Raw genomic sequence first — 21290 nt, 5'->3', positions numbered from 1 at the left:
CAGGAACAGTATGCGACACACAGTGGAATGGTGCCCGGTACGGATCGGAGAGCAGGCAAGAAAAAAAGGCGGACACCGGAGTGTCCGCCGCAGCGCGATCGCTAGGGCAACGCCCCCGGCCGGTTCAGCCCAGGGTTTCGCCGGCCAGCATGAACCAGGTCTCGAGCACCGCGTCGGGGTTGAGCGAGACCGAGTCGATGCCCTGTTCCATCAGCCACTTGGCCAGGTCCGGGTGATCCGACGGTCCCTGACCACAGATCCCGATGTACTTGCCCTGGGAACGGCAGGCCTGGATGGCCATGGACAGCAGCTTCTTGACCGCCGGGTTCCGCTCGTCGAACAGGTGAGCGACGATGCCGGAGTCGCGATCCAGCCCCAGGGTCAGCTGGGTCAGATCGTTGGAGCCGATGGAGAAGCCGTCGAAGTACTCGAGGAACTCGTCGGCCAGCAGGGCATTGGCCGGCAGCTCGCACATCATGATCACCTTCAGGCCGTTCACACCCCGCTCGAGGCCGTTGGCGGCCAGCAGGTCGACCACCTCGCGGGCCTCGTCGGTGGTGCGCACGAAAGGCACCATGATCTCAATGTTATCGAGCCCCATCTCCTCGCGCACTCGCTTGAGTGCCTGGCACTCCAATTCGAAGCAGGGACGGAAGGCGTCCGAGATGTAACGGGAAGCCCCACGGAAGCCGAGCATGGGGTTCTCCTCGCCCGGCTCGTAGAGCTTGCCGCCGATCAGGTTCTCGTACTCGTTGGACTTGAAGTCGGAGAGGCGCACGATGACCCGCTGCGGGTAGAAGGCCGCCGCCAGGGTGGAGATCCCCTCGACCAGCTTATCGACGTAGAAGCCCACCGGGTCGCTATAGCCGGCGGTGCGCAGGTCGATGGTCTGCTGCAGGTCGGCGGGCAGGGTGTCGTACTCCATCAGCGCCTTGGGATGCACGCCGATCATGCGATTGATGATGAACTCCAGGCGTGCCAGGCCGACACCGGCATTGGGCAGGCCGGCGAAGCCGAAGGCGCGGTCGGGGTTGCCCACGTTCATCATGATCTTGAACGGGATCTCGGGCATGGCGTCGACGCTGGTCACGCGACGGTCGAACTCCAGCAGCCCCTCGTAGACATGGCCGGTATCGCCCTCGGCGCAGGAGACGGTGACATCACGACCATCGTTAAGCGTCTCGGTGGCATCGCCACAGCCGACCACCGCCGGAATGCCCAGCTCTCGGGCGATGATCGCCGCGTGACAGGTGCGCCCGCCGCGGTTGGTGACGATGGCCGAGGCGCGCTTCATGATCGGTTCCCAGTCCGGGTCGGTCATGTCGGTGACCAGCACGTCGCCTGCATTGACCTTGTCCATGTCGTCCGGCGAGAAGACGATCTTCACCGCCCCCCGGCCGATCCGCTGGCCGATGGCGCGGCCGGCCACTAGGGTGCGCCCCTTCTCCTTGAGCTGGAAGCGCTCGAGTTTGCCCCCCTCCTGCTGAGAGACCACGGTCTCGGGACGTGCCTGAACGACATAGAGGGCTCCGTCGTCACCGTCCAGGGCCCATTCGATGTCCATGGGGCGGCCGTAGTGCTGCTCGATGGTCACCGCCTGGCGGGCCAGGGCCATGACCTGCTCGTCGTCGATGCAGAAGCGGGCACGATCGGCCAGGGGCACGTCGACGGTTTCCACCGACTTGCCGGCACTGGCATCGTCGGTATAGACCATCTTGATCAGCTTGGAGCCCAGGTTGCGGCGCAGCACCGCCGGGCGGTCCGCGGCCAGGGTCGGCTTGTGAACGTAGAACTCGTCGGGGTTGACCGCGCCCTGCACCACGGTCTCGCCCAAGCCCCAGGAGGCGGTCACGAAGACCGCATCACGGTAGCCGGACTCGGTATCCAGAGTGAACATCACGCCCGAGGCGCCGGTCTCGGAGCGCACCATCTTCTGGATGCCGGCGGACAGCGCCACGTTCTCGTGGGCGTAGCCGCGGTGGACGCGATAGGAGATCGCGCGGTCGTTGAACAGCGAGGCGAAGACCTCGTGCACGGCCCGCTTGATGTTGTCGAAGCCCTCGATATTGAGGAAGGTCTCCTGCTGGCCGGCGAAGGAAGCGTCCGGGAGGTCCTCGGCGGTGGCCGAGCTGCGCACCGCCACCTTGAGGTTCGGGTGCCGAGCCACGAGCTGCTCGTAGCTCTCGCGCAGGGCGGCCTCGAAGGTCGGCGGCAGCGGGGTGTCGATGACCCACTGACGGACCTGGGCGCCGACCCGGGCCAGCTCGGTGACATCATCCACGTCCAGGGTGGCGAGTGCCTGATTGATGCGCTCGTTGAGCCCCTCGTGGGACAGGAACTCGCGGTAGGCGTGGGCCGTGGTGGCGAAACCACCGGGCACGGTGACGCCGGCGCCAGAGAGGTTGGAGATCATCTCGCCGAGGGAGGCGTTCTTGCCTCCTACCCGCTCGACATCGTCCATGCCCAGTTGATCGAACCACAGAATGTAATCGTCCACGTGCCCCCCATAATCGACGACGGATGCTTCATGCCCAGCGGCGAGCCGCGCAGCCGGGTTCGAATGGATGGAGCGACTCTACCAGCGGGGCAGCATATTCGCCATTGGTCTAACATCGAAGTCAGTGAAGGATTTTTACAACACCAGGCCGGAAAGCGGGTTTCCTGTAGTGAAGCGGGCCGCGTCCCGGCCGGCAAGGTGCGGCTTGTCTGGCGTCGCGTCGGCGCCGACAATGGCCCTTTCGATCGCCGCCGACCAGGACGCTCATGACCCGCACCGCCTTCTTCATCTCCGACGGCACCGGCATCACCGCCGAGAGCCTGGGCCGCAGCCTGCTGGCGCAGTTCGCGAACGTCGAGATCCGCATGCTCACCAAGCCCTATGTCGACACCGTCGACAAGGCCCGCACCCTGGTCGCCATCATCGAGGCCACGGCGGTCAAGGACGGCGAACAGCCGATCATCATCGACACCATCGTCGATCAGGCGATCCGCGACGTGATCCGCCAGGCGCCCGGCTTCCAGGTCGACATCTTCTCCACCTTCCTCAAGCCGCTGGAGCAGGAGCTGGACACCCACTCCTCCTACAGCGTGGGACGCACTCACGCCATCGGCAGCGATGACGTCTACATGGACCGCATCCACTCGGTACACTTCGCCCTGGACAACGACGACGGCGCCCGGACCCACCAGTACAACCAGGCCGACATCATCCTGGTGGGGGTGTCGCGCTGCGGCAAGACGCCCACCTCGCTCTACCTGGCGCTGCAGTTCGGCATTCGCGCGGCCAACTACCCCCTCACCGAGGATGACCTGGACGAGAACGGCATCCTCAAGCTGCCACGGGTCCTCGCCGCCCACCGTCACAAGCTGTTCGGGCTGACCATCGACCCCCGACGACTGGCGGCGATCCGTCACGAGCGGCGCCCCAACAGCCGCTACAGCTCGCTGGACCAGTGTATGCAGGAGGTCCAGCAGGCCGAGGCTCTCTACCGCCGGATGCAGGTCCCCTACATCGATACCACCCGCTTCTCGGTGGAGGAAATCTCCACCCGGATGATCGCCGAGACCGGCCTGACAAGGCGGTTTTCGCCGCGATAAGCGCTGAGCAGAATGCTGCCCTCAGCGCTTGCACTGTCAAGCAAACGCTGACGGAATTTGTCTCGTCACTGGCCGCCCGCCACTGAGCAGCTGGGCGCTGGGCGCTGGGCGCTGGGCGCTTGTAGCTGGGCGCTGCTAACGCACCACCCCTGCCCTTCTGAGCCTGGCAATATCCTCGGGCGTCAGCCCCATCTCGGCCAGGATGGCATCGCTGTCCTGGCCAAGGTGGGGCGGTGCAATATCGCTGGTGACGGGTTCGCCGTCGAAGCGCAGCGGATTGGCCACCTGGGGCACCACCTGGCCGTCACGCCGCAACGTCCGGCGCAAGCCACGGTGTTGCACCTGGGGGTCATCGAACACCTCGGTCAGGGTATTGATGGGCCCCGCGGGTATGCCGTGCGCCTCCAGCTGGGTGAGCCAGTCGTCTCGCCCGCGGTCCATCAGCAGCGCCTGGATCATCGGCACCAGTCCCTCCCGGTTGCCGACACGGGCGGCGTTGGTGGCATAGGCGGGATCCTCGGCCCACTCCGGGTGACCCAGCAGGTCGGCCAGACGGGCAAACTGCGCATCGTTGCCCACGGTGAGCACCAAGTGCCCGTCGGCACAGGCGAAGGCCTGATAGGGCACGATGTTGGGATGCGCATTACCGTGGCGCTCCGGGGACGTGCCGGTGACCAGGGCGTTGAGGGCCTGGTTGGCGAGCGTCGCGACCTGGACATCAAGCAGTGCCACGTCGATGTGGCGGCCTGTGCCGGTGCGCGAGCGCTCCTGCAGCGCAGCTAGCACCCCGATGGTGGCGTAGAGGCCGGTCATCACGTCGGTGATGGCCACGCCGGTCTTCATGGGCATGCCGCCGGGCTCGCCGGAGAGGCTCATCAGGCCGCCCATGGCCTGGATCATGAAGTCATAGCCCGCTCGATGGGCGTAGGGCCCATCCTGACCGAAGCCGGTGACCGAGCAGACGATCAGCCTGGGGTTGCGCTCGCGAAGGCTTGCCGCGTCGAGGCCGTACCGGGCCAGGCCACCGACCTTGAAGTTCTCCAGCAGGATATCGGCGCCGGCCGCGAGCCTGTGCACCAGCGCCTGGCCGTCCTCGGTGGCAATATCCACGGTCAGCGACTGCTTGCCACGATTGGCGCAGAGGTAGTAGGCCGCCAGCCGCTCGACGTCCGGTTCGCCCTCCAGCCAGGGCGGGCCCCAGCCACGTGTGTCATCCCCCCGGACAGGGTGCTCGAGCTTGATCACCCGGGCCCCCAGGTCGGCGAGCAACTGGCCCGCCCAGGGGCCGGCCAGGACGCGGGACAGGTCCAGCACGACGACGCCTTCCAGCGGTTGGCTCATCAAAGGCTCCCTATCAGCAGCTGAAGGCCTGCAGGCCGGTCTGGGCGCGGCCCAGGATCAGGGCGTGCACGTCGTGGGTACCCTCGTAGGTGTTCACCGCCTCGAGGTTCATCACGTGGCGGATCACATGGTACTCGTCACTGATGCCGTTGCCGCCGTGCATGTCGCGGGCCGTGCGTGCGATATCCAGCGCCTTGCCGCAGTTGTTGCGCTTGATCAGCGAGATCGCCTCGGGCACCAGCTGGCCGTCATCGATCATGCGCCCCACCCGCAGCGCCGCCTGCAGACCCAGGGTGATCTCGGTCTGCATGTCGGCAAGCTTCTTCTGGATCAGCTGGTTGGCGGCCAGCGGACGGCCGAACTGCTTGCGCTCCAAGGTATAGTCACGGGCCGCGTGCCAGCAGGCCTCGGCGGCGCCCATGCTCCCCCAGGCGATGCCGAAGCGGGCCCGGTTGAGGCAGGAGAACGGCCCCTTCAGGCCGGTGACGTTCGGCAGGCGCTGGTCATCGGAGACCTCCACGTCTTGCATGGCAATCTGGCCGGTGATGGAGGCGCGCAGGCTGAACTTGCCCTCGATCTTGGGGGCCGAGAGTCCCTTCATACCCTGCTCGAGGATGAAGCCGCGGACGATGCCTTCGTCGTCCCGGGCCCAGACCACGAAGACATCGGCGATGGGCGAGTTGGTGATCCAGGTCTTGGTGCCATTCAGCCGCCAGCCGCCCTCGGTGCGGGTAGCGCGAGTGGACATGCCGCCCGGGTCGGAGCCGTGGTCGGGCTCGGTGAGGCCGAAACAGCCGACCCACTCCCCGGTGGCGAGCCTGGGCAAGTACTGCTCGCGCTGCGCGTCGCTACCGAAGGCATGAATCGGGTACATCACCAGGCTGGACTGCACGCTCATGGCGCTGCGGTAGCCGGAGTCGACCCGCTCCACCTCGCGGGCGATCAGGCCATAGCTGACATAGTTCATGCCGGCGCCGCCATAGCCGTCGATGGTCGCGCCCAGCAGGCCCAGCTCGCCCATCTCGTTCATGATCTCGCGATGGAAGATCTCGTGGCGGTTGGCCTCCAGGATCCGTGGCAACAGCTGCTCCTGACAATAGTCATGGGCGGTATGGTGGACCATGCGCTCCTCTTCGCTGAGCTGGTCGACGAGGCGGAAGGGGTCGTCCCAGGTGACGGGGGTGATCTGGCTCATGGCAAGGCTCCTCGGGAGTAGGCTGAAGATAATAATTTCTACATTTTAATAAAATATAGACCAAGAGAGCTCGTCTGCCAAGTCCGGTGCCGCCCCGTTGTGCCGTCGTCGTTCAGTGCCGCGCCTGCTGTGCCAGCTCGCCGCGAATCCGCCACCCGGCCACAAGCGCCATCAGGACGTTGGCGATCAGCATGCCAGCGAAGATGCCGGTGGGTCCCGCCAGCCATCCGCCCAACCAGGCCAGCGGCACGGTGAGCACGAACAGTCGCACCACCGAGAGCTGCATGGCTCGGGCGGGACGGTGCAAGGCGTTGAAGGAGGAGACCGCCAGGATCACCACCCCCTGCGCCCCGAGCCCCAGGGGTACCCACCACAGGAAGCTGCGCAGCACCTCCCCCACCGCTTCGCGCTTCGCATAGCCGGCCACCAGCCAGGGCGCCAGCCCCTGGAGCACTCCCCAGACCAGCAGCTGCCAGGCCAGCACGAAGACGAAGCAGCCCAGGATCGCCCGGCGCACCCGGTCGTGCTGGCCGGCGCCGGCATTCTGGCTGACCAGCGGTGACAAGGTCATGGAAAGCGCCAGCACGGCGATCTGGGAGATGGCCTCGATGCGGGTGCCGACACCGAAGCCGGCCACAGCATCGTGGCCATGGCCGGCGACGATACGGGTCACCAGTCCCAGAGCGATGGGCGTGAAGACACTGGTGATGGCCGCCGGGCCCGCAATGCGACCGAGCTCACGCCAAGACGCGGCCAGCCCGCGTAGGCTGAGACCCGCCGGATCGAAGAGCTCGCGTAGCTCGCGGTGGAAGGCCAGCGCTGTGGCCATCAGGCCCCAGCTGAGCACGGTGGCCAGCGCCGCCCCGGCCACGCCCAGGGCTGGGATAGGCCCGATACCGAAGATCAGCCACCAGTCCAACAGCACGTTGACCCCGGCGGCCAGTGCCATCATCAGTCCCTGGGTGGCGGTATTGCCATGGGCTCGCAGGATGCTGTTAAGCACCCGGGGAACGATCACCGCGGCCGCCCCCAGGTACCAGACCCCCATATAGTCGCGGATATGCGGCATCAGCAGGTCATCGGCCCCCATCAGTCGGAACAGGGGCTCCAAGGTGGCCAGGCCCAACAGCGTCATGCACAGCCCCACCACCAGCGCGAGCAGGGCGGCATCCGTGACCCGGCGGCGCACCGTGCCGAGATCGCCCTGCCCGAGCCGCCGGGCCACCACCGCCGAGGTGCCGATCCCCAGGCCAATGGCCAGGCTGATCACCGTGAACACCACCGGGAAGGTGAAGGCCACCGCCGCCAGCTCCTCGGTGCCGAGTCGCGAGACGAACCAGGTATCCACCAGGTTGAAGCTCATCATCGCGATCATGCCGCCGACCACCGGCAGGCTCTTGCGCAGCAGGGTCAGGCCGATGGGCCCCTCGAGCAGGTCGCGACGGGCGGGGCGGGAGCGGGACGCGGGGGGAGAGGACGGGGAGGCGGGTGCGCTCATGCGGGCTCTCGACGGGAAACGGGCACTGGATTGTGCCGCTTCCCCGCATGCAGGGCAAAGCGCGCCGAGCGCCGAGCGCCGAGCGCCGAGCGCCGAGCGCCGAGCGCCGAGCGCCGAGCGCCGAGCGCCGAGCGCCGAGCGCCGAGCGCCGAGCGCCGAGCAGTGATGGTGCTCGCGCCGACTGTGGCGACAAGGAAAAACCTCCAGCAGAGTCGCCTGCTGGAGGTTTTTCTTGGCTGCTTGGCGCTTACTTCTCCTCGCCCTGGCGGTAGAGGGTCTGGATGCTGGAGAAGTCGAGCCGGCCGCTGCCTTGGGCGCTGTGCAGGGCGAAGAGGTTGCGTGCCTGGGAGCCCATGGGCACGGTCGACTTCGAGCCCAACGCCAGTTCCCAGGCCAGCCCCAGGTCCTTGGCCATCAGATCGGTGAGGAAGCCGCCCTGATAGTCCCGGGAGGCGGCCGACCCCTCCATGACCCCCGGCCAGGGATTATAGACGTTGAGCGCCCAGTTGCCGCCGCTGCTCTGCTTCATGATCTCGGAGAGCACCGCCGGGTCCAGGCCGTTCTTGACGCCCAGGGCGAGCGCCTCGGCGGTGCCCGACATCAGGATGCCCAGCAGCATGTTGTTGCAGATCTTGGCGACCTGACCGGCACCGACCTCCCCGGCGTGGAAGATGTTCTTGCCCATGCCCTCCAGCACCGGCCTGGCCTGCTCGAAGCCACTGGCCTCGCCACCGACGATAAAGGTCAGGGTGCCGGCCTTGGCGCCACCGACCCCGCCAGAGACCGGGGCGTCCAGGTAGGTCAGTCCGCGCTCGGCGGCAGCCTCGCCCACCCCCCGGGCATCGTCCGGGGCGATGGTCGAGGCGTCGATGATCAACGGCTTGCCCTCCAGGGCGTCCAGCAGGCCAGAGGCTCCATCGGGCCCCAGATAGAGGCCACGCACATGGGCGCCGGCCGGCAGCATGGAGATGATGACCTCGGCCCCCCGGGCGGCCGCCTCGGCGCTCTCGGCGCGCTGGGCGCCCTCGGCCTCCAGGGCCTGGATGGCGGACTCGACCAGATCGAAGACCGTCACCTCATGGCCGGCCTTGACCAGGTTGACGGCCATGGGGGCGCCCATGTTACCGAGTCCGATGAAAGCGATCTGCATGGTAGTGCTCCTCGCGGTGAAGGGAAAGGTGGTGATCTCAGCCGGCACGAGGCCCCGCCTCGAGGTCGCGAAGCGGATGCTCTTCGGCGGACCAGAGGGACGTCGTCAGTGTTCGGATATCGGCCTCGGGTACCGCGCTCACGGCCGCGTGGCGCCAGCGGGGGGCCTTGTCCTTGTCGATCAACAGGGCACGCACCCCTTCCACGAAGTCGCCGCACCGGCAGCACTGGACCGACAGGCCCAGCTCATCGCGAAAGGCATCGGCCAGGCTGGTATGGCGATGACTTTCCAGCATCTGCCATACCAGCTGCGCACTCAGGGGGCTGCCGGCCTCGAGGCGTGCCCGGTTGGCGGCCAGCCAGCCATCCTGGTGATCGTCGGCCAGGATTCGACGCACCGCATCGGCGGCATCGACCCGGCCCACCAGCCGCTGGAGATGGTCGAGATGCGGCCATACCTGGCCGGCGGGCGCCTGGTCCCGAGCCTCGAACGCATCCAGCACTCGTTGCACGGCGGCGCGCCGGGAGGCCGGGGCGTGATCGCCATAGTCCGCCTCGGTCAGGGCGCCCAGTAGGTCATCACGCCGCTCGCGGGGCACGAAGCGATCCGCCATTCCCAGATCCAGGGCATCCCGGGCATTGAGCTGGGCACCGGTGAGTCCCAGGTAGGCCCCCACGCCGACCGGCATACGTCCCAGAAACCAGCTCGCGCCGATGTCCGGATAGAGGCCGATGGTGATCTCCGGCATGGCAATGCGGGTCGTCTCGGTGACCAGCCGCTGGGAGCCGCCGGCCATAAGGCCCAAGCCCCCCCCCATGACGATGCCATCGCCCCAGACCAGGATCGGCTTGGGATAGGTGTGGATACGGTAGTCCAGCCGGTACTCGGCCGAGAAATAGGTCTCCGCGAAGACCCCCTCTCGTCCGGCACCGCGGTTCTCGCCCTCCTCGGTCAGGGAACGGTAGAGGGCCACCACGTCACCCCCGGCACAGAAGGCCTTGTCCCCCGCGCCGTCCAGCCACACGGCGACCACGCTGCGGTCCACCGCCCAGGCCTCGAGCTTGGCCGCCAGCCGGTGGATCATCTCCAGCGACAGGGCATTGAGGGATTTCGGTGCATTGAGGGTGGCCACGCCGATGCGTCCACCGTCACGGGTCGGCAGTTCTTCGAAACAGACTGCGAGATCCGACATCGTAAGGGTCTCCTGAGGTCCGGTGGTCATTGCAGAGATTCGATGACGCCGTCGGCCAGCAGGCGGCGGGCGACGATCAGACGCATGATCTCGTTGGTGCCCTCGAGGATCTGGTGAACACGGGTGTCGCGCACCAGGCGCTCCAGGGGATATTCGCGGATATAACCATAGCCGCCATGCAACTGCAGAGCCTCGTTGCAGACGTTGAATCCCATGTCGGTGGCGAAACGCTTGGCCATCGCACAGTAGGCTCGGGCCTCCGGGTCGTTCTGATCGAGACGCCAGGCGGCGTGGCGTACCATCAGCCGGGCGGCGGTCAGCTCACTGGCCATGTCCGCGAGTTTGAATTGCAGGCCCTGGAAGCTCGAGAGCTCGCGTCCGAACTGCTTGCGCTCGGCCAGATAGTCCCGGGACAGGGTCAGCGCCTGCTGGGCCGCCCCCAGCGAACAGCTGGCGATGTTGAGGCGCCCACCATCGAGCCCTTTCATGGCGAACCTGAAGCCCTCGCCCTCCTCGCCGAGCCGGTTGGCCACCGGCACTCGCACGCCGTCGAAACTGACCAGGCGGGTTGGCTGGCTCTTCCAGCCCATCTTCTCTTCGTTCTTGCCGTACTCGATACCGGCCGCGTCGGCCGGCACGACGATGGCCGAGACACCGCCGGCACCGCTGTCGGGCTCGCCGGTCCGTGCCATCACCACCAGCACCTCGGTGGCGCCCGCCCCGGAAATGAACATCTTGCTGCCCGAGATCACGTAGTGATCCCCCTCCTTCACCGCCTTGGTCCGCAGGTTGGCGGCGTCCGAGCCGGCACCCGGTTCGGTGAGGCAATAGGAGCCCAGCGCCTCACCCGCTACCATGGCGGGGACCCAGGCCTCGCGCAGGGCATCATCGCCCCAGCTGGCAATCATCCAGGTGACCATGTTGTGGATGGTCAGGTAGGCCGTGGTGGAAATGCAGCCCTGGGCAAGCTGCTCGAAGATCAGCGAGGCCTCGAGGCGTGACAGCCCCAGGCCGCCGTGTTCCTCCGGCGTGTAGATACCGAGAAAGCCCGCTTCGCCGGCGCGACGGATGACATCCAACGGGAAGTGCGAGCGTGCGTCCCAGTCGGCGGCATGGTCGGCGAGTTCGGCCCGGGCAAAATCGGCGGCGGCACCGGCCAGCGCCTTCTGGTCGTCAGTGAGGGAAAAGTCCATGGCTACCTCTCTAATATCGGCAATGGGCAATGGCATATTGTCGTCGTTGTGTGTCACCTGCCGCATCGGCCGGCGGCTGGGCGCGACCTGCAGGACACCAACCTAGCACTTGCTTGGTTTATCCCATATCACCCCATGGTCGAACAAGCACTTTACGTTAACGTAAACCTCGTCTAGTGTTGCCAGACGAGGTGGGAACCGCCGGAGGACCACCCGGCAACAGGAAGCCATCGTCATGAGCCGAAGCGATATCCAAGCCCCCGAGGCCGACAGCGAGACCCTGCCGAAGCAGCAGCGTACCTACACTATCGGTGAGCTGTCCCGAATGTTCGAGGTCACTCCGCGCACTGTTCGCTTCTACGAACAAGAGGGATTGCTGGCCCCCGGTCGCAAGGGGCAGCAGCGCATCTATCGGGAGAAGGACCGCGTCCGCCTGAAACTTACCCTGCGCGGCAAGCGGCTGGGCTTCTCGCTGGCCGAGATCCGCGAGGTGGTGATGATGTATGACGCCATGCCCGACGGTAACGCCCGTCAGCTTAGACGGCTGCTGGAGATACTGGCCAACAAGCGCGACAGTCTGGAGCGCCAGTTGGAGGACATTCGCCTGATGCGCCTCGAGATCGATGACGTGGACCACCGTGCCCGGGAGGTACTGCGCAGCCTGGGACAGAAGGCCTAGGCATCCAATGCCCCACCACCGACACGCCTGTCGGACCGCTCGACCATCCGCCTTAGCAACAACAAGACGAGACCTATCATGACACGCCAAGCGCACTCGATCAGCTATGTCAGCGGCATCAGCAACACGCCTCTCAAGGGGCAGACCATCGGCGACTGTTTCGACGCTACCGTCTCGCGCTTCCCCGAGCGGGACGCCCTGATCAGCCGCCATCAAGGGCTCCGCTACACCTGGCAGGAGTTGCAGCAGACCGTGGACCAGGCCGCCCGTGCCCTGCTCGCCCTGGACGTGAAGAAGGGCGACCGGGTGGGCATCTGGTCCCCCAACTGCGCCGAGTGGACCATCACCCAGTTCGCCACCGCCAAGATCGGCGCCATCCTGGTCAACATCAACCCGAGCTACCGCACCCACGAGCTGGAATACGCCCTCAAGCAGTCCGGTACCTCGACGCTGATCCTGCAGGGCGCCTTCAAGGCCTCCGACTATGTGGCGACTCTAGCCGAGTTGGCCCCGGAACTGCGTGACGGCGCCCCGAGTACCTTTTCCTGCCAGCGCCTGCCCGACCTGAAACGGGTGGTCTGCCTCGATGCCGACCGCGCCCTGACCGGTATGCTGAGCTGGCCCCAGTTGCTGACCCATGCCGACGAGATCTCCGCCGAGCATCTGGCCGAGGTGCAGGCCACGTTGCAGTTCGATGACCCGATCAATATCCAGTACACCTCGGGCACCACCGGCGCGCCCAAGGGCGCGACGCTCTCGCACCACAACATCCTTAACAACGGCTTCTTTGTGGCGCGCACCATGAACCTTTCCGAGGCCGACCGTATGGTGATCCCGGTGCCGCTCTATCACTGCTTTGGTATGGTGATGGGCAACCTGGGCTGCGTGACCCATGGTGCCACCATGATCTATCCGGGTGATGGCTTCGAACCCGAGGCCACCCTGCATGCCGTCGCCGAGGAAAGAGCCACCACCCTCTACGGCGTACCCACCATGTTCATCGCCGAACTCGAGCACCCCGAGTTCGACAACTTCGATCTTTCCACCCTGCGCACCGGTATCATGGCCGGCTCTATCTGCCCCATCGAGGTGATGCGCAAGGTGATCGACAAGATGCACATGCAGGACGTGACCATCTGCTACGGCATGACCGAGACCAGCCCGGTGAGCTTCCAGACCCAGACCGATGCCCCGCTGGAGAAGCGAGTGACCACGGTGGGCACTATCCACCCCCATCTGGAGGTCAAGCTGGTCAGCCCGGAGACCGGCGCCGTGGTGCCCCGCGGCGAGACCGGCGAGTTGTGTACCCGCGGCTACAGCGTGATGCTGGGCTACTGGAACAATCAGGAGGCCACCGACAAGGCGATCGACAAGGCCGGCTGGATGCATACCGGCGACCTGGCCACCATGGATGACGAGGGCTACGTGGCGATCGTCGGGCGCATCAAGGACATGATCATCCGCGGCGGCGAGAACATCTACCCCCGCGAGATCGAGGACTTCCTCTATACCCACCCGGCCATCTCCGACGTCCAGGTCATCGGCGTGCCCGACGAGAAGTACGGCGAAGAGGTGATGGCCTGGGTCAAGCTCAGCGAAGGCGAGAGCCTCGACGAGGAAAGCCTCAAGGCCTTCTGCAAGGGCCAGATCGCCCATTACAAGGTGCCGCGCTACGTGAAGTTCGTCGATGAATTCCCGATGACCGTCACCGGCAAGATCCAGAAGTTCAAGATGCGCGAGGAAGCCACCCACGAACTCGGCTTGAAGTAAGCGCCGAGCGCCGAGCGGGATGATGCCGGTATCGGATCAGGCGTCAATGAGAAACCCCACCAGGTGTCGAGTCCGGTGGGGTTTCCCGTCACTGCACGGCTGGGCGCTCGGTGCTTGTAGCTAGGCGCTGCCCGAAGGGCCTACAGCCCTTTGGGCGCGAAGATCCCCGGGGCGTTGCGCCAGTAGCCCTTGATGTCCATGCCGAAGCCGAAGACATAGCGGTCGGCCACCTCCAGGCTACAGTAGTCGGCCTTGAGCCCCGGCACGGCCTTGCGCTCGTGCTGCTTGTCCACCAGTACGGCGGTGGCGACGCTGGCCGCTCCCGCCTCGCGGCAGTAATCGAGGATGGCGGCAAGCGTTGCTCCCTCATCGAGAATGTCATCGACGATCACCACATGGCGCCCGGCCATCGGGATCTCCGGGGAGACACGCCAGAACAGCTCACCGCCCCGCAGACCACCCCGATAGCGGGTCGCGTGGAGATAGTCGACCTCCAGCGGAAAGCCCAGACGTGTCAGCAGGTGCCCGGTGGTGAACAGACCACCATTCATCACGCAATAGAAGACCGGCAGTTTGTCACCCAGATCACGAGTGATCGCCCCGGCCATGCGATCCAGGGCCCGCTCCACCGCCTGCGGATCGATCAGGCAGTCGGCATTCTCCATGAGCTCGCGCATGTCGGCCAGGGAGGTCTGAGGGTCGGCATCGAGTTTGGGCATCGGTTCGGCTCGTTGTCGTTCCAGGGAGAGGGGAATCCATCGAGACAGGGCGACGGTCAGGTCACGGCCATGGCCTCGAGTCGGGCATGCGCCCGCCTCCAGCGCGGCAGGGCCGCCAGGGCCTCGAGCTCCGGGCGTGCCCGCCCATAGCGCAGTCTGGCCGGACGGGCTGCATCACGCGCCTCACAGGCCTCGAGTACCTCTAGCGCCGCACGGCGGTCGTTACAGACCAGCAGCATGTCGCAGCCGGCGTCGAGCGCTCGACGGGCACGCTCGGCAGGCGATCCCGCCGAGCAGGCGCCCGCCATGCTCAGGTCATCGGAGAAGATCGTGCCCTTGAAGCCCAGCGTCTCGCGGAGCATGCCGAGCCAGGCAGGCGAGAAGCCGGCAGGACGATGGTCGAAGGCTGGATAGACCACATGGGCCGGCATCATGCCCCCGAGCCGAGGCGCCAGGGCCTTGAACGGCACCAGGTCATGGGCGCGCAGGGTGTCGAGGGAACGCTCGTCCACCGGCAGCTCGAGATGGGAATCGGCGGCCACGCCACCGTGCCCCGGGAAATGCTTGCCCACTGCCGCCATGCCGGCCTCGTGCAGGCCATCGATGAAGGCGGCTCCCAGGGCGGCGACCTCTTCCGGCAAGGCGGAGAAGCTGCGATCACCGATCACCGAGGAGTGCCCGGCATCGACATCCAGCACCGGCGCGAGACTCAGGTCCAGTCCGCAGGCCGCCATCTCCATGCCGAGCAGCCAACCGGCATCGCGACACAGACGGAGGGTCGCCTCGGGGGCGTCGGCGTACTCCCGGCCGAGCCGGCCCATGGCCGGCAGGCGCGTGACTCCCTGCACTAGACGTTGGACGCGTCCGCCCTCCTGATCGATGGCGATCAGCAATTCCGGGCGCTCCTGGCGAATTGCGTCACACAGCCCACGTACCTGGCAGGCTTCTTCGACGTTGCGGGCGAACAGGATGACCCCCCCGACCGCCGGTTGCCGCAGCAGGCGGCGCTCCGCCCTCGTGAGTCGAGGGCCTTCCAGATCCAGCATCACCGGTCCGAGCGTCCGAGTCATGGTAGCGCTCCGCTCCTGACTGAGAAAGGACGCCGATTCTAGACCAAAGCCCGCGTCCGCAACAGCCCGAGGGCGTCTCACGACATGGCAAGCTTTCACCCGCCTGGCCCGATAGAATGGCGTCACCATTCCCGATCGGACAGGAGTCTTCCCTTGCTTGTCGACCTTCCCCCTCCCTTGCTCTGGACGCTGGCCACCGTGCTGGGCCTGTGCCTGGGCAGTTTCCTGAACGTGGTCATCACGCGACTGCCGGTGATGCTCATGCAGGCTTGGCGGTCGGAGGCCCGCGCCGCCCTGGAATTGGAAGAGGAAGCCCCCCCTCGCTTCAACCTGGTGACCCCCCGCTCGATCTGCCCGCGCTGCGAGGCCCCCATCGCCTGGCACGACAACATCCCCGTGCTGGGCTGGCTCAAGCGGCGCGGTCGCTGCGCCACCTGTGGGGGTCACATCAGCCCCCAGTACCCACTGGTGGAACTCGCCGGCGGGGCGCTGACCCTGGCCGTCCTGGGGTTGTACGGCGCCACGCTCCAAGGTGTGTTCATCCTCGGCGCCTGCCTGACGCTGCTGGCCATGGCGGTGATTGACCTGCGCACCCAGTTGCTCCCGGACCTGCTCACCCTGCCCCTGCTCTGGGCGGGCCTTCTCTACCAACTGCTCTTCCAGCCGCTGATGCTGCCGGATGCCGTGATCGGCGCGATCGTCGGCTATCTTGCCCTGTGGAGCTTCTACTGGCTATTCAAGTTGGTCACCGGCAAGGAAGGGATGGGATACGGCGACTTCAAGTTGTTGGCCGCGCTGGGCGCCTGGGTGGGCTGGCAGTATCTGCCCTTGATCCTGATCCTCTCGGCCGGCGCCGGGGCGGTCATCGGCCTGCTCCTCCAGGTCGCCCTTCCCCGGCTACGCGGCGTCCCCCTGCCCTTCGGTCCCTGGCTCGCCATGGCCGGCTGGCTGGCCCTGCTGGTCGGGGAGCCGCTGATGGCCTCCTACCTGACCCTCATCCCTTGACCAGGAGACTCCCATGATCATCGGCGTGACAGGCGGTATCGCTTCCGGCAAGTCGACCGTGGCCAGGGCCTTCGAGCGACTCGGCATTCCCTGGGTGGATGCCGACGACGTGGCCCGGGAAGTGGTCGAGCCCGGCGAGCCGGCGCTCGCGGCCATCGCCGCGCGCCATGGCCCACGAGTACTTCAGGCGGACGGACGGCTCGACCGGCGCGCGCTGCGCGAGATCGTCTTCGCCGACGAGACCGAGCGCCGCTGGCTGGAATCGGTCACCCACCCCCGAATCCGCGAGCGCCTGACCGAACGCCTGGCGCAGCTTGCCGCGGGCGAGGCGCCCTATGTGCTGCTCGTCTCCCCCCTGCTGTTCGAATCGGGGCAGTCACGGCTGGTCGACCGCACCCTGGTCATCGACGTGCCCGAAGCGCTCCAGATCGCCCGTACGGCGAGCCGGGACGATGTCGACGAACACCAGGCACGGGCCATCGTGGCCGCCCAGATGCCTCGCGCCGAACGGCTGTCTCGCGCCGACGACGTGCTTGACAACAGCGAAGGCGAGGCCGCCCTGGCCGACCGGGTCGCCGAGTTGGACCGGCGCTACCGACGGCTCGACGGATTGCCTCACGAGCCATGATTCGTCATCCTTTCTTCACTTCCATGAGATTCATAAAGGCACGCGTCCCCATGAGCCACGCCACGCAAACCCGCCCCCTGGAAATCGCCTGTCCGCAGTGTCGCAAGACCGTGACATGGACCGACGACAACCCCTTTCGCCCGTTCTGCAGCAAGCGCTGCCGGTTGCTGGACCTGGGCGCTTGGGCCGACGGCTCACACCGCATTGCCGGTGAGCCCGCCATGGACGAGACTGATCTCGACGCCCTGCTGGCACGCGCCGACCGTGATGGCGAGCCAGCATGAGCTCTCCCTCCCGAGCGCCTGAATACCGGCTGCTGGCGGAGCTCGAAAGCACCTTCGACCGGCTCATCGAGCAGGTCGAGGTCTTGGTCGAGACCTGGGAAAGCGGGGATCATGCAGCCTGGGCCTTCGGCCAGATCGACGCGGACAGCCACTGGCTGCGCCAGGCACTGCTGGATGTCTGGTACGAGGACGGTCAGGATGGGCGCATCACGCGCAGCCATATCGGGTTGGTGGCCGCCACGCCCTTGGTGCTCGAGAAGGTCGAAGCCGTGAATGCGGCCAAGGAGGCCTTCGCGGCGCTACTCGCCGGGATTCGGCGCGACCAACCGGCGCTGCTTCCGGAGATCAAGGCATCACTTCCCTTCCGCCACCCGGTGCTGCATGACCACTTGCAGGGGTCGGGACTGGCGCGCCTGCACCTCAAGCAGTGCTGGCGGTCCATCCCGCTGGCGGAGGCACCGGTGGCGCGGGTGCGCCTTGCCTGGTATGCCAGCGGTCGGTCCATCAAGCGCTTGACGGTACGAGACGCCGAGCAGAAGCTGCTGACCCTGGACACCGACGCCCCCCACGTCCGTCTCCAGCTGCGCCGGCTGGCCGGCCTCCCTGACAGCGAGCCCCTGGCCCAAGTCCAGCGCCAGGCTCCGCTGATGCGGGCCAACCTCTTCTATCGCGAGCCGCTGGCAGACGGGCGCACCCGACGGGCCATGAACGTCGCCCTGCCCCTGTTCCTGCCCTCGACGAATGGCCGGCTTCCGGATCACAACCTGCCACCGGCACGTCCCCCCGAGACCCGGTTACGGGCGCGCCGGCGCGACGAGCGGCTGGAGGAGACCGCGTTCCTGCCCAGCCTGAGGGTCTATCGCTACCGTCGCTAGAGGGTCAGGTCAGGCAATCCGTCCGAGGGTTTTTAATGTCTGCAGGAGATGGCTGACGCTTTCGGCCGGTTGCGCATACTCTTGCATCAGCGCTTCCAGACGCTCCTCGAAGGCCTGTTGCCGGCACGGGGCGTCTTGCTGCTGCGCCTCAAGGGAACGGACGGGCGGGCCAGTGGGAATATCCCGACGCTTCTCGGGGCTTTCGAGTTCGCGTAGCGCATCGGCAAAAGCGTCATCCAGTTCTCGGAACTTGCGCAACTTCTCACGCTCATCCATGGGCTTTCGTGAATTCTGCTGTTTCATGCGTTACCTGTGATCCAGATGATGTCGGCCAAGGATAGGGGGAAATGCCGACATCCACGCGGAGTCCAATAATCAGTATACCGCCTGACATGCCGTAAATCACCTGTCACCCCGCGTGGGTAGCAGTGACCAGGCAAAACGGCGACGCCGCCCGCAGGCGGCGCCGATGCGTCCTTTACCGATCGGTGCCAGGTATCACTCCTCGACCCGCACCAGCCAGGACTCGACGGTGTCGGCACCGAACTCGTCCTTCCAGGCCTTCAAGGTCTTCTGATTACCGCCACGGGTTTCGACGACCTCACCGGTATTGGGGTTCTTGTAGATCTTCAACTTGCGCTTGCGACGCCCGGTACTGGTGGTCGACGCCGCACTCTTGGGCGCAGCAGCGGCCGGCTGGGGGTTCAGCAACTCGATCACATCGGCCGCACTCTTGTCGAATTCGCGCATCAGCGCTTCCAGCCTGTCCTTGAATTCGAGTTCGGCCTTGAGCCGGTCGTCATTCTGCAATTTTTCCAACTCGGATTGGAGTTGCTTGAGTTGCTGTTCCTTCTGCATGTAATTGCTGAGCATGGAGGACATGGGGCACTTCCTTTCTTGAACATGGATAATCGGGATGCCCCGGCATTATTACCGTTGCCCACTCGTTTCGCAACATATGAAACAGGCCGAGTTCTTTAACGGCACAATAACCCGACTGCTGTTCGAGCACTATAGCCGTCAATAGAAACACCCCACTCTTCCGTTAACCCGCCTCTCCCCTATCGCGGCATAACGGGATCCTGGACACACGAGCTAATGCGAAATACTGTCAAACCGTCGGTGCCGGCAAGGAGAAGCATCATGAGGAACCATGAAACTTCATGCGGCCTATAAACAAACACCGCCCCGAAGGGCGGTGCTCGCGGGTTACCGACGTCGTGCGGACGTGGTCCGTCAGACTCAGTCCTGCCCCATCTGCTGCTTAATCAGGTCGCCGATGGTGGTCGGGCCACCGCCCTCGACATCCTGCTCGCGCAGCTTGCTCATGCTGCGACGGGTATCATCCTGATCCTTGGCCTTGACGGACAGGGCGATCTGGCGATTCTTACGATCGACCCCGATGATACGGGCCTCGACGCTGTCGCCGATGCTCAGCACGTTGCGGGCATCCTCGACACGGTCGGCGCTGATCTCGGATGCCTTCAGCACGGCGACGACATCGGTGGCCAGCTCGACCTGGGCTTCCTTGGCATCGACGTCGACCACGCGACCGGTGACGATGGAGCCCTTGTCGTTGACGGCCAGGAACTCGGAGACCGGATCGGTATCGAGCTGCTTGATGCCCAGCGAGATGCGCTCACGCTCCGGGTCGATGGAGAGAATGACGGCTTCCACCTCGTCGCCTTTCTTGAACTGGCGAACGGCCTCTTCACCCCCGTCGGTCCAGGAGATGTCGGACAGGTGGACCAGCCCGTCGATGCCACCCTCGAGACCGATGAAGATACCGAAGTCGGTGATCGACTTGATGGTACCGGACACCCGGTCGCCCTTGTTGTAGCGGGCGTTGAAGGTCTCCCAGGGATTCGCGGTGCACTGTTTGATACCCAGCGAGATACGGCGACGCTCCTCGTCAATATCCAATACCATGACGTCCACGTCATCGCCGACCTGGACGACCTTGGACGGATGGATATTCTTGTTGGTCCAGTCCATCTCGGAGACGTGAACCAGGCCCTCGACCCCCTCTTCCAGTTCGGCGAAGCAGCCGTAGTCGGTGAGGTTGGTGACCGTAGCGTGGACCTTGGTGCCTTCCGGATAACGATCCTTGATGTTGACCCACGGATCCTCGCCCAGCTGCTTCAGGCCCAGGGAGACGCGGTTGCGCTCACGGTCGAACTTGAGCACCTTGACGGTGATCTCGTCACCCACGGCCACGATCTCGCTGGGATGCTTGATGCGCTTCCAGGCCATGTCGGTGATGTGCAGCAGGCCATCGACGCCACCCAGGTCGACGAAGGCACCGTAGTCGGTGAGGTTCTTGACGATACCGACGATCTGCTGGCCTTCCTGCAACGTGGCAAGGAGGGCCTCACGCTCGGCGCTGTTCTCGGCCTCGAGCACGGCGCGGCGAGACACCACCACGTTGTTGCGCTTCGGGTCGAGCTTGATGACCTTGAAGTCGAGTTCCTTGTTCTCGAGGTGGGTCGTGTCGCGCACCGGGCGCACATCCACCAGGGACCCCGGCAGGAAGGCACGGATGGAATCCACGTCGACGGTGAAGCCGCCCTTGACCTTGCCGTTGATCACGCCCTTGACGATCTCTTCCTTCTCGAAGGCCGCCTCCAGCACCTTCCACGCCTCGGCGCGCTTGGCCTTCTCGCGCGACAGGCGCGTCTCGCCGAAACCGTCCTCGACGGCCTCCAGGGCGACGTGGACTTCGTCGCCGACGGCGATGGTCAGTTCGCCGTTCTCGTCGCGGAACTGGGCCGCGGGGATCTGCCCCTCGGACTTCAGGCCGGCATTGACGGTGACCCAGTCACCCTCGATATCGACGACGGTGGCCGGAACGATGGCGCCCGGCTCCATGTTGATGTCCTGGAGTGACTGTTCAAACAGTTCAGCAAAGCTTTCGCTCATGATGTTCCTACGTGATCAACGTTGTGTGCGGCAGGACCGCTTCTCCGCACCACCAGCGAGTGCGGGCCATTCCAGACAGCCCCCGGGGATGTTGGCGCTGGTTCGACCTGACCTGGCTCACGGGAAACGGGGTGCCTGATCACGTCATCACATCTGGCCGGGGGCTCCGCAAGGG

Annotated in this window: 19 protein-coding genes; 7 read left to right on the top strand and 12 right to left on the bottom strand. The window is 65.7% G+C overall.

The window, feature by feature from the left end; translation table 11 throughout:
- Positions 1-124: 124 nt before the first annotated feature.
- On the bottom strand, positions 125-2497 hold the full coding sequence (ppsA, locus tag FHR94_RS01055; protein ID WP_183323649.1) for a phosphoenolpyruvate synthase: 2373 nt from the start codon (positions 2495-2497) through the stop codon (positions 125-127).
- A 266-nt stretch (positions 2498-2763) separates the two neighbouring features.
- Between ppsA and ppsR the strand changes: the two genes are divergently transcribed.
- Positions 2764-3597 carry a posphoenolpyruvate synthetase regulatory kinase/phosphorylase PpsR gene (gene ppsR / locus FHR94_RS01050; protein ID WP_183323647.1) on the top strand — a complete coding sequence of 278 codons (834 nt, stop codon included), beginning with the start codon at positions 2764-2766 and terminating at the stop codon, positions 3595-3597.
- Positions 3598-3732: 135 nt separating this feature from the next.
- Here ppsR and FHR94_RS01045 read toward each other — a convergent pair whose 3' ends face one another.
- From FHR94_RS01045 to FHR94_RS01020, 6 genes are all read right to left on the bottom strand, one after another.
- Entirely contained in the window at positions 3733-4938 is a 1206-nt protein-coding gene (locus FHR94_RS01045) for a CaiB/BaiF CoA transferase family protein (protein WP_183323645.1), read from the bottom strand.
- Between the two features lie 13 nt (positions 4939-4951).
- Positions 4952-6133, bottom strand: a complete 1182-nt coding sequence (locus FHR94_RS01040) for an acyl-CoA dehydrogenase (RefSeq protein WP_183323643.1) — start codon at positions 6131-6133, stop codon at positions 4952-4954.
- A gap of 112 nt (positions 6134-6245) precedes the next feature.
- Positions 6246-7631, bottom strand: a complete 1386-nt coding sequence (locus FHR94_RS01035) for an MATE family efflux transporter (RefSeq protein WP_183323641.1) — start codon at positions 7629-7631, stop codon at positions 6246-6248.
- 247 nt (positions 7632-7878) lie between these two features.
- Positions 7879-8781 (bottom strand): 3-hydroxyisobutyrate dehydrogenase, encoded by a 903-nt coding sequence (gene mmsB / locus FHR94_RS01030; protein WP_183323639.1) that lies wholly within the window; start codon positions 8779-8781, stop codon positions 7879-7881.
- A 37-nt stretch (positions 8782-8818) separates the two neighbouring features.
- Positions 8819-9973, bottom strand: coding sequence for an enoyl-CoA hydratase/isomerase family protein (locus FHR94_RS01025; protein ID WP_183323637.1), 1155 nt, complete (start codon positions 9971-9973; stop codon positions 8819-8821).
- Between the two features lie 26 nt (positions 9974-9999).
- The gene (locus tag FHR94_RS01020; protein WP_183323635.1) at positions 10000-11166 is read right to left on the bottom strand and encodes an acyl-CoA dehydrogenase family protein; all 1167 of its coding nucleotides are present in this window, start codon (positions 11164-11166) and stop codon (positions 10000-10002) included.
- A 235-nt stretch (positions 11167-11401) separates the two neighbouring features.
- Between FHR94_RS01020 and FHR94_RS01015 the strand changes: the two genes are divergently transcribed.
- Complete coding sequence (locus tag FHR94_RS01015; protein ID WP_183323633.1) at positions 11402-11845, top strand: MerR family transcriptional regulator; 444 nt, start codon at positions 11402-11404, stop codon at positions 11843-11845.
- 78 nt (positions 11846-11923) lie between these two features.
- Entirely contained in the window at positions 11924-13615 is a 1692-nt protein-coding gene (locus tag FHR94_RS01010) for an AMP-binding protein (RefSeq protein ID WP_183323631.1), read from the top strand.
- Positions 13616-13755: 140 nt separating this feature from the next.
- Here FHR94_RS01010 and FHR94_RS01005 read toward each other — a convergent pair whose 3' ends face one another.
- Both FHR94_RS01005 and nagZ read right to left on the bottom strand, forming a co-directional pair.
- Positions 13756-14334, bottom strand: a complete 579-nt coding sequence (locus tag FHR94_RS01005) for a hypoxanthine-guanine phosphoribosyltransferase (RefSeq protein ID WP_183323629.1) — start codon at positions 14332-14334, stop codon at positions 13756-13758.
- A gap of 56 nt (positions 14335-14390) precedes the next feature.
- Positions 14391-15404 carry a beta-N-acetylhexosaminidase gene (nagZ, locus tag FHR94_RS01000; protein WP_183323627.1) on the bottom strand — a complete coding sequence of 338 codons (1014 nt, stop codon included), beginning with the start codon at positions 15402-15404 and terminating at the stop codon, positions 14391-14393.
- A 153-nt stretch (positions 15405-15557) separates the two neighbouring features.
- Between nagZ and FHR94_RS00995 the strand changes: the two genes are divergently transcribed.
- From FHR94_RS00995 to FHR94_RS00980, 4 genes are read left to right on the top strand one after another with little or no spacing between them, the layout of a single operon-like run.
- A complete protein-coding gene (locus tag FHR94_RS00995; protein WP_246389772.1) occupies positions 15558-16409 on the top strand; it encodes a prepilin peptidase in 852 nt (283 codons plus the stop codon).
- 13 nt (positions 16410-16422) lie between these two features.
- Complete coding sequence (coaE, locus tag FHR94_RS00990; RefSeq protein WP_183323623.1) at positions 16423-17037, top strand: dephospho-CoA kinase; 615 nt, start codon at positions 16423-16425, stop codon at positions 17035-17037.
- Between the two features lie 50 nt (positions 17038-17087).
- The gene (gene yacG / locus FHR94_RS00985; protein ID WP_183323621.1) at positions 17088-17321 is read left to right on the top strand and encodes a DNA gyrase inhibitor YacG; all 234 of its coding nucleotides are present in this window, start codon (positions 17088-17090) and stop codon (positions 17319-17321) included.
- Positions 17318-18196, top strand: coding sequence for a DNA replication terminus site-binding protein (locus FHR94_RS00980; RefSeq protein ID WP_183323619.1), 879 nt, complete (start codon positions 17318-17320; stop codon positions 18194-18196). The genes yacG and FHR94_RS00980 overlap by 4 nt, the downstream gene beginning before the upstream one ends.
- Positions 18197-18205: 9 nt before the next feature.
- On the opposite strand, the gene FHR94_RS00975 is transcribed toward FHR94_RS00980, so the two are convergent.
- The 3 genes from FHR94_RS00975 to rpsA all read right to left on the bottom strand — a co-directional run bounded on the left by FHR94_RS00975 (position 18206) and on the right by rpsA (position 21115).
- Positions 18206-18499 carry a hypothetical protein gene (locus tag FHR94_RS00975; RefSeq protein WP_183323617.1) on the bottom strand — a complete coding sequence of 98 codons (294 nt, stop codon included), beginning with the start codon at positions 18497-18499 and terminating at the stop codon, positions 18206-18208.
- Between the two features lie 195 nt (positions 18500-18694).
- Positions 18695-19078, bottom strand: a complete 384-nt coding sequence (locus FHR94_RS00970; protein ID WP_183323615.1) for a histone-like nucleoid-structuring protein, MvaT/MvaU family — start codon at positions 19076-19078, stop codon at positions 18695-18697.
- Between the two features lie 360 nt (positions 19079-19438).
- Positions 19439-21115 (bottom strand): 30S ribosomal protein S1, encoded by a 1677-nt coding sequence (gene rpsA, locus FHR94_RS00965; RefSeq protein WP_183323613.1) that lies wholly within the window; start codon positions 21113-21115, stop codon positions 19439-19441.
- Positions 21116-21290: the final 175 nt, after the last annotated feature.

The sequence above is a fragment of the Halomonas cerina genome, assembly GCF_014192215.1.
Lineage (GTDB): Bacteria > Pseudomonadota > Gammaproteobacteria > Pseudomonadales > Halomonadaceae > Halomonas > Halomonas cerina.
This window is presented reverse-complemented; position numbering and strand designations above follow the sequence as displayed.

Coding starts and splice junctions, on each gene's coding strand:
- mmsB (WP_183323639.1), bottom strand. CDS start 8,781: ATGCAGATCGCTTTCATCGGACTCGGTAACATGGGCGCCCCCATGGCC.
- FHR94_RS01005 (WP_183323629.1), bottom strand. CDS start 14,334: ATGCCCAAACTCGATGCCGACCCTCAGACCTCCCTGGCCGACATGCGC.
- rpsA (WP_183323613.1), bottom strand. CDS start 21,115: ATGAGCGAAAGCTTTGCTGAACTGTTTGAACAGTCACTCCAGGACATC.
- nagZ (WP_183323627.1), bottom strand. CDS start 15,404: ATGACTCGGACGCTCGGACCGGTGATGCTGGATCTGGAAGGCCCTCGA.
- FHR94_RS00980 (WP_183323619.1), top strand. CDS start 17,318: ATGAGCTCTCCCTCCCGAGCGCCTGAATACCGGCTGCTGGCGGAGCTC.
- FHR94_RS01025 (WP_183323637.1), bottom strand. CDS start 9,973: ATGTCGGATCTCGCAGTCTGTTTCGAAGAACTGCCGACCCGTGACGGT.
- FHR94_RS01010 (WP_183323631.1), top strand. CDS start 11,924: ATGACACGCCAAGCGCACTCGATCAGCTATGTCAGCGGCATCAGCAAC.
- FHR94_RS01015 (WP_183323633.1), top strand. CDS start 11,402: ATGAGCCGAAGCGATATCCAAGCCCCCGAGGCCGACAGCGAGACCCTG.
- FHR94_RS00975 (WP_183323617.1), bottom strand. CDS start 18,499: ATGAAACAGCAGAATTCACGAAAGCCCATGGATGAGCGTGAGAAGTTG.
- ppsR (WP_183323647.1), top strand. CDS start 2,764: ATGACCCGCACCGCCTTCTTCATCTCCGACGGCACCGGCATCACCGCC.
- FHR94_RS01020 (WP_183323635.1), bottom strand. CDS start 11,166: ATGGACTTTTCCCTCACTGACGACCAGAAGGCGCTGGCCGGTGCCGCC.
- FHR94_RS00970 (WP_183323615.1), bottom strand. CDS start 19,078: ATGTCCTCCATGCTCAGCAATTACATGCAGAAGGAACAGCAACTCAAG.
- FHR94_RS01035 (WP_183323641.1), bottom strand. CDS start 7,631: ATGAGCGCACCCGCCTCCCCGTCCTCTCCCCCCGCGTCCCGCTCCCGC.
- yacG (WP_183323621.1), top strand. CDS start 17,088: ATGAGCCACGCCACGCAAACCCGCCCCCTGGAAATCGCCTGTCCGCAG.
- FHR94_RS01045 (WP_183323645.1), bottom strand. CDS start 4,938: ATGAGCCAACCGCTGGAAGGCGTCGTCGTGCTGGACCTGTCCCGCGTC.
- FHR94_RS01040 (WP_183323643.1), bottom strand. CDS start 6,133: ATGAGCCAGATCACCCCCGTCACCTGGGACGACCCCTTCCGCCTCGTC.
- coaE (WP_183323623.1), top strand. CDS start 16,423: ATGATCATCGGCGTGACAGGCGGTATCGCTTCCGGCAAGTCGACCGTG.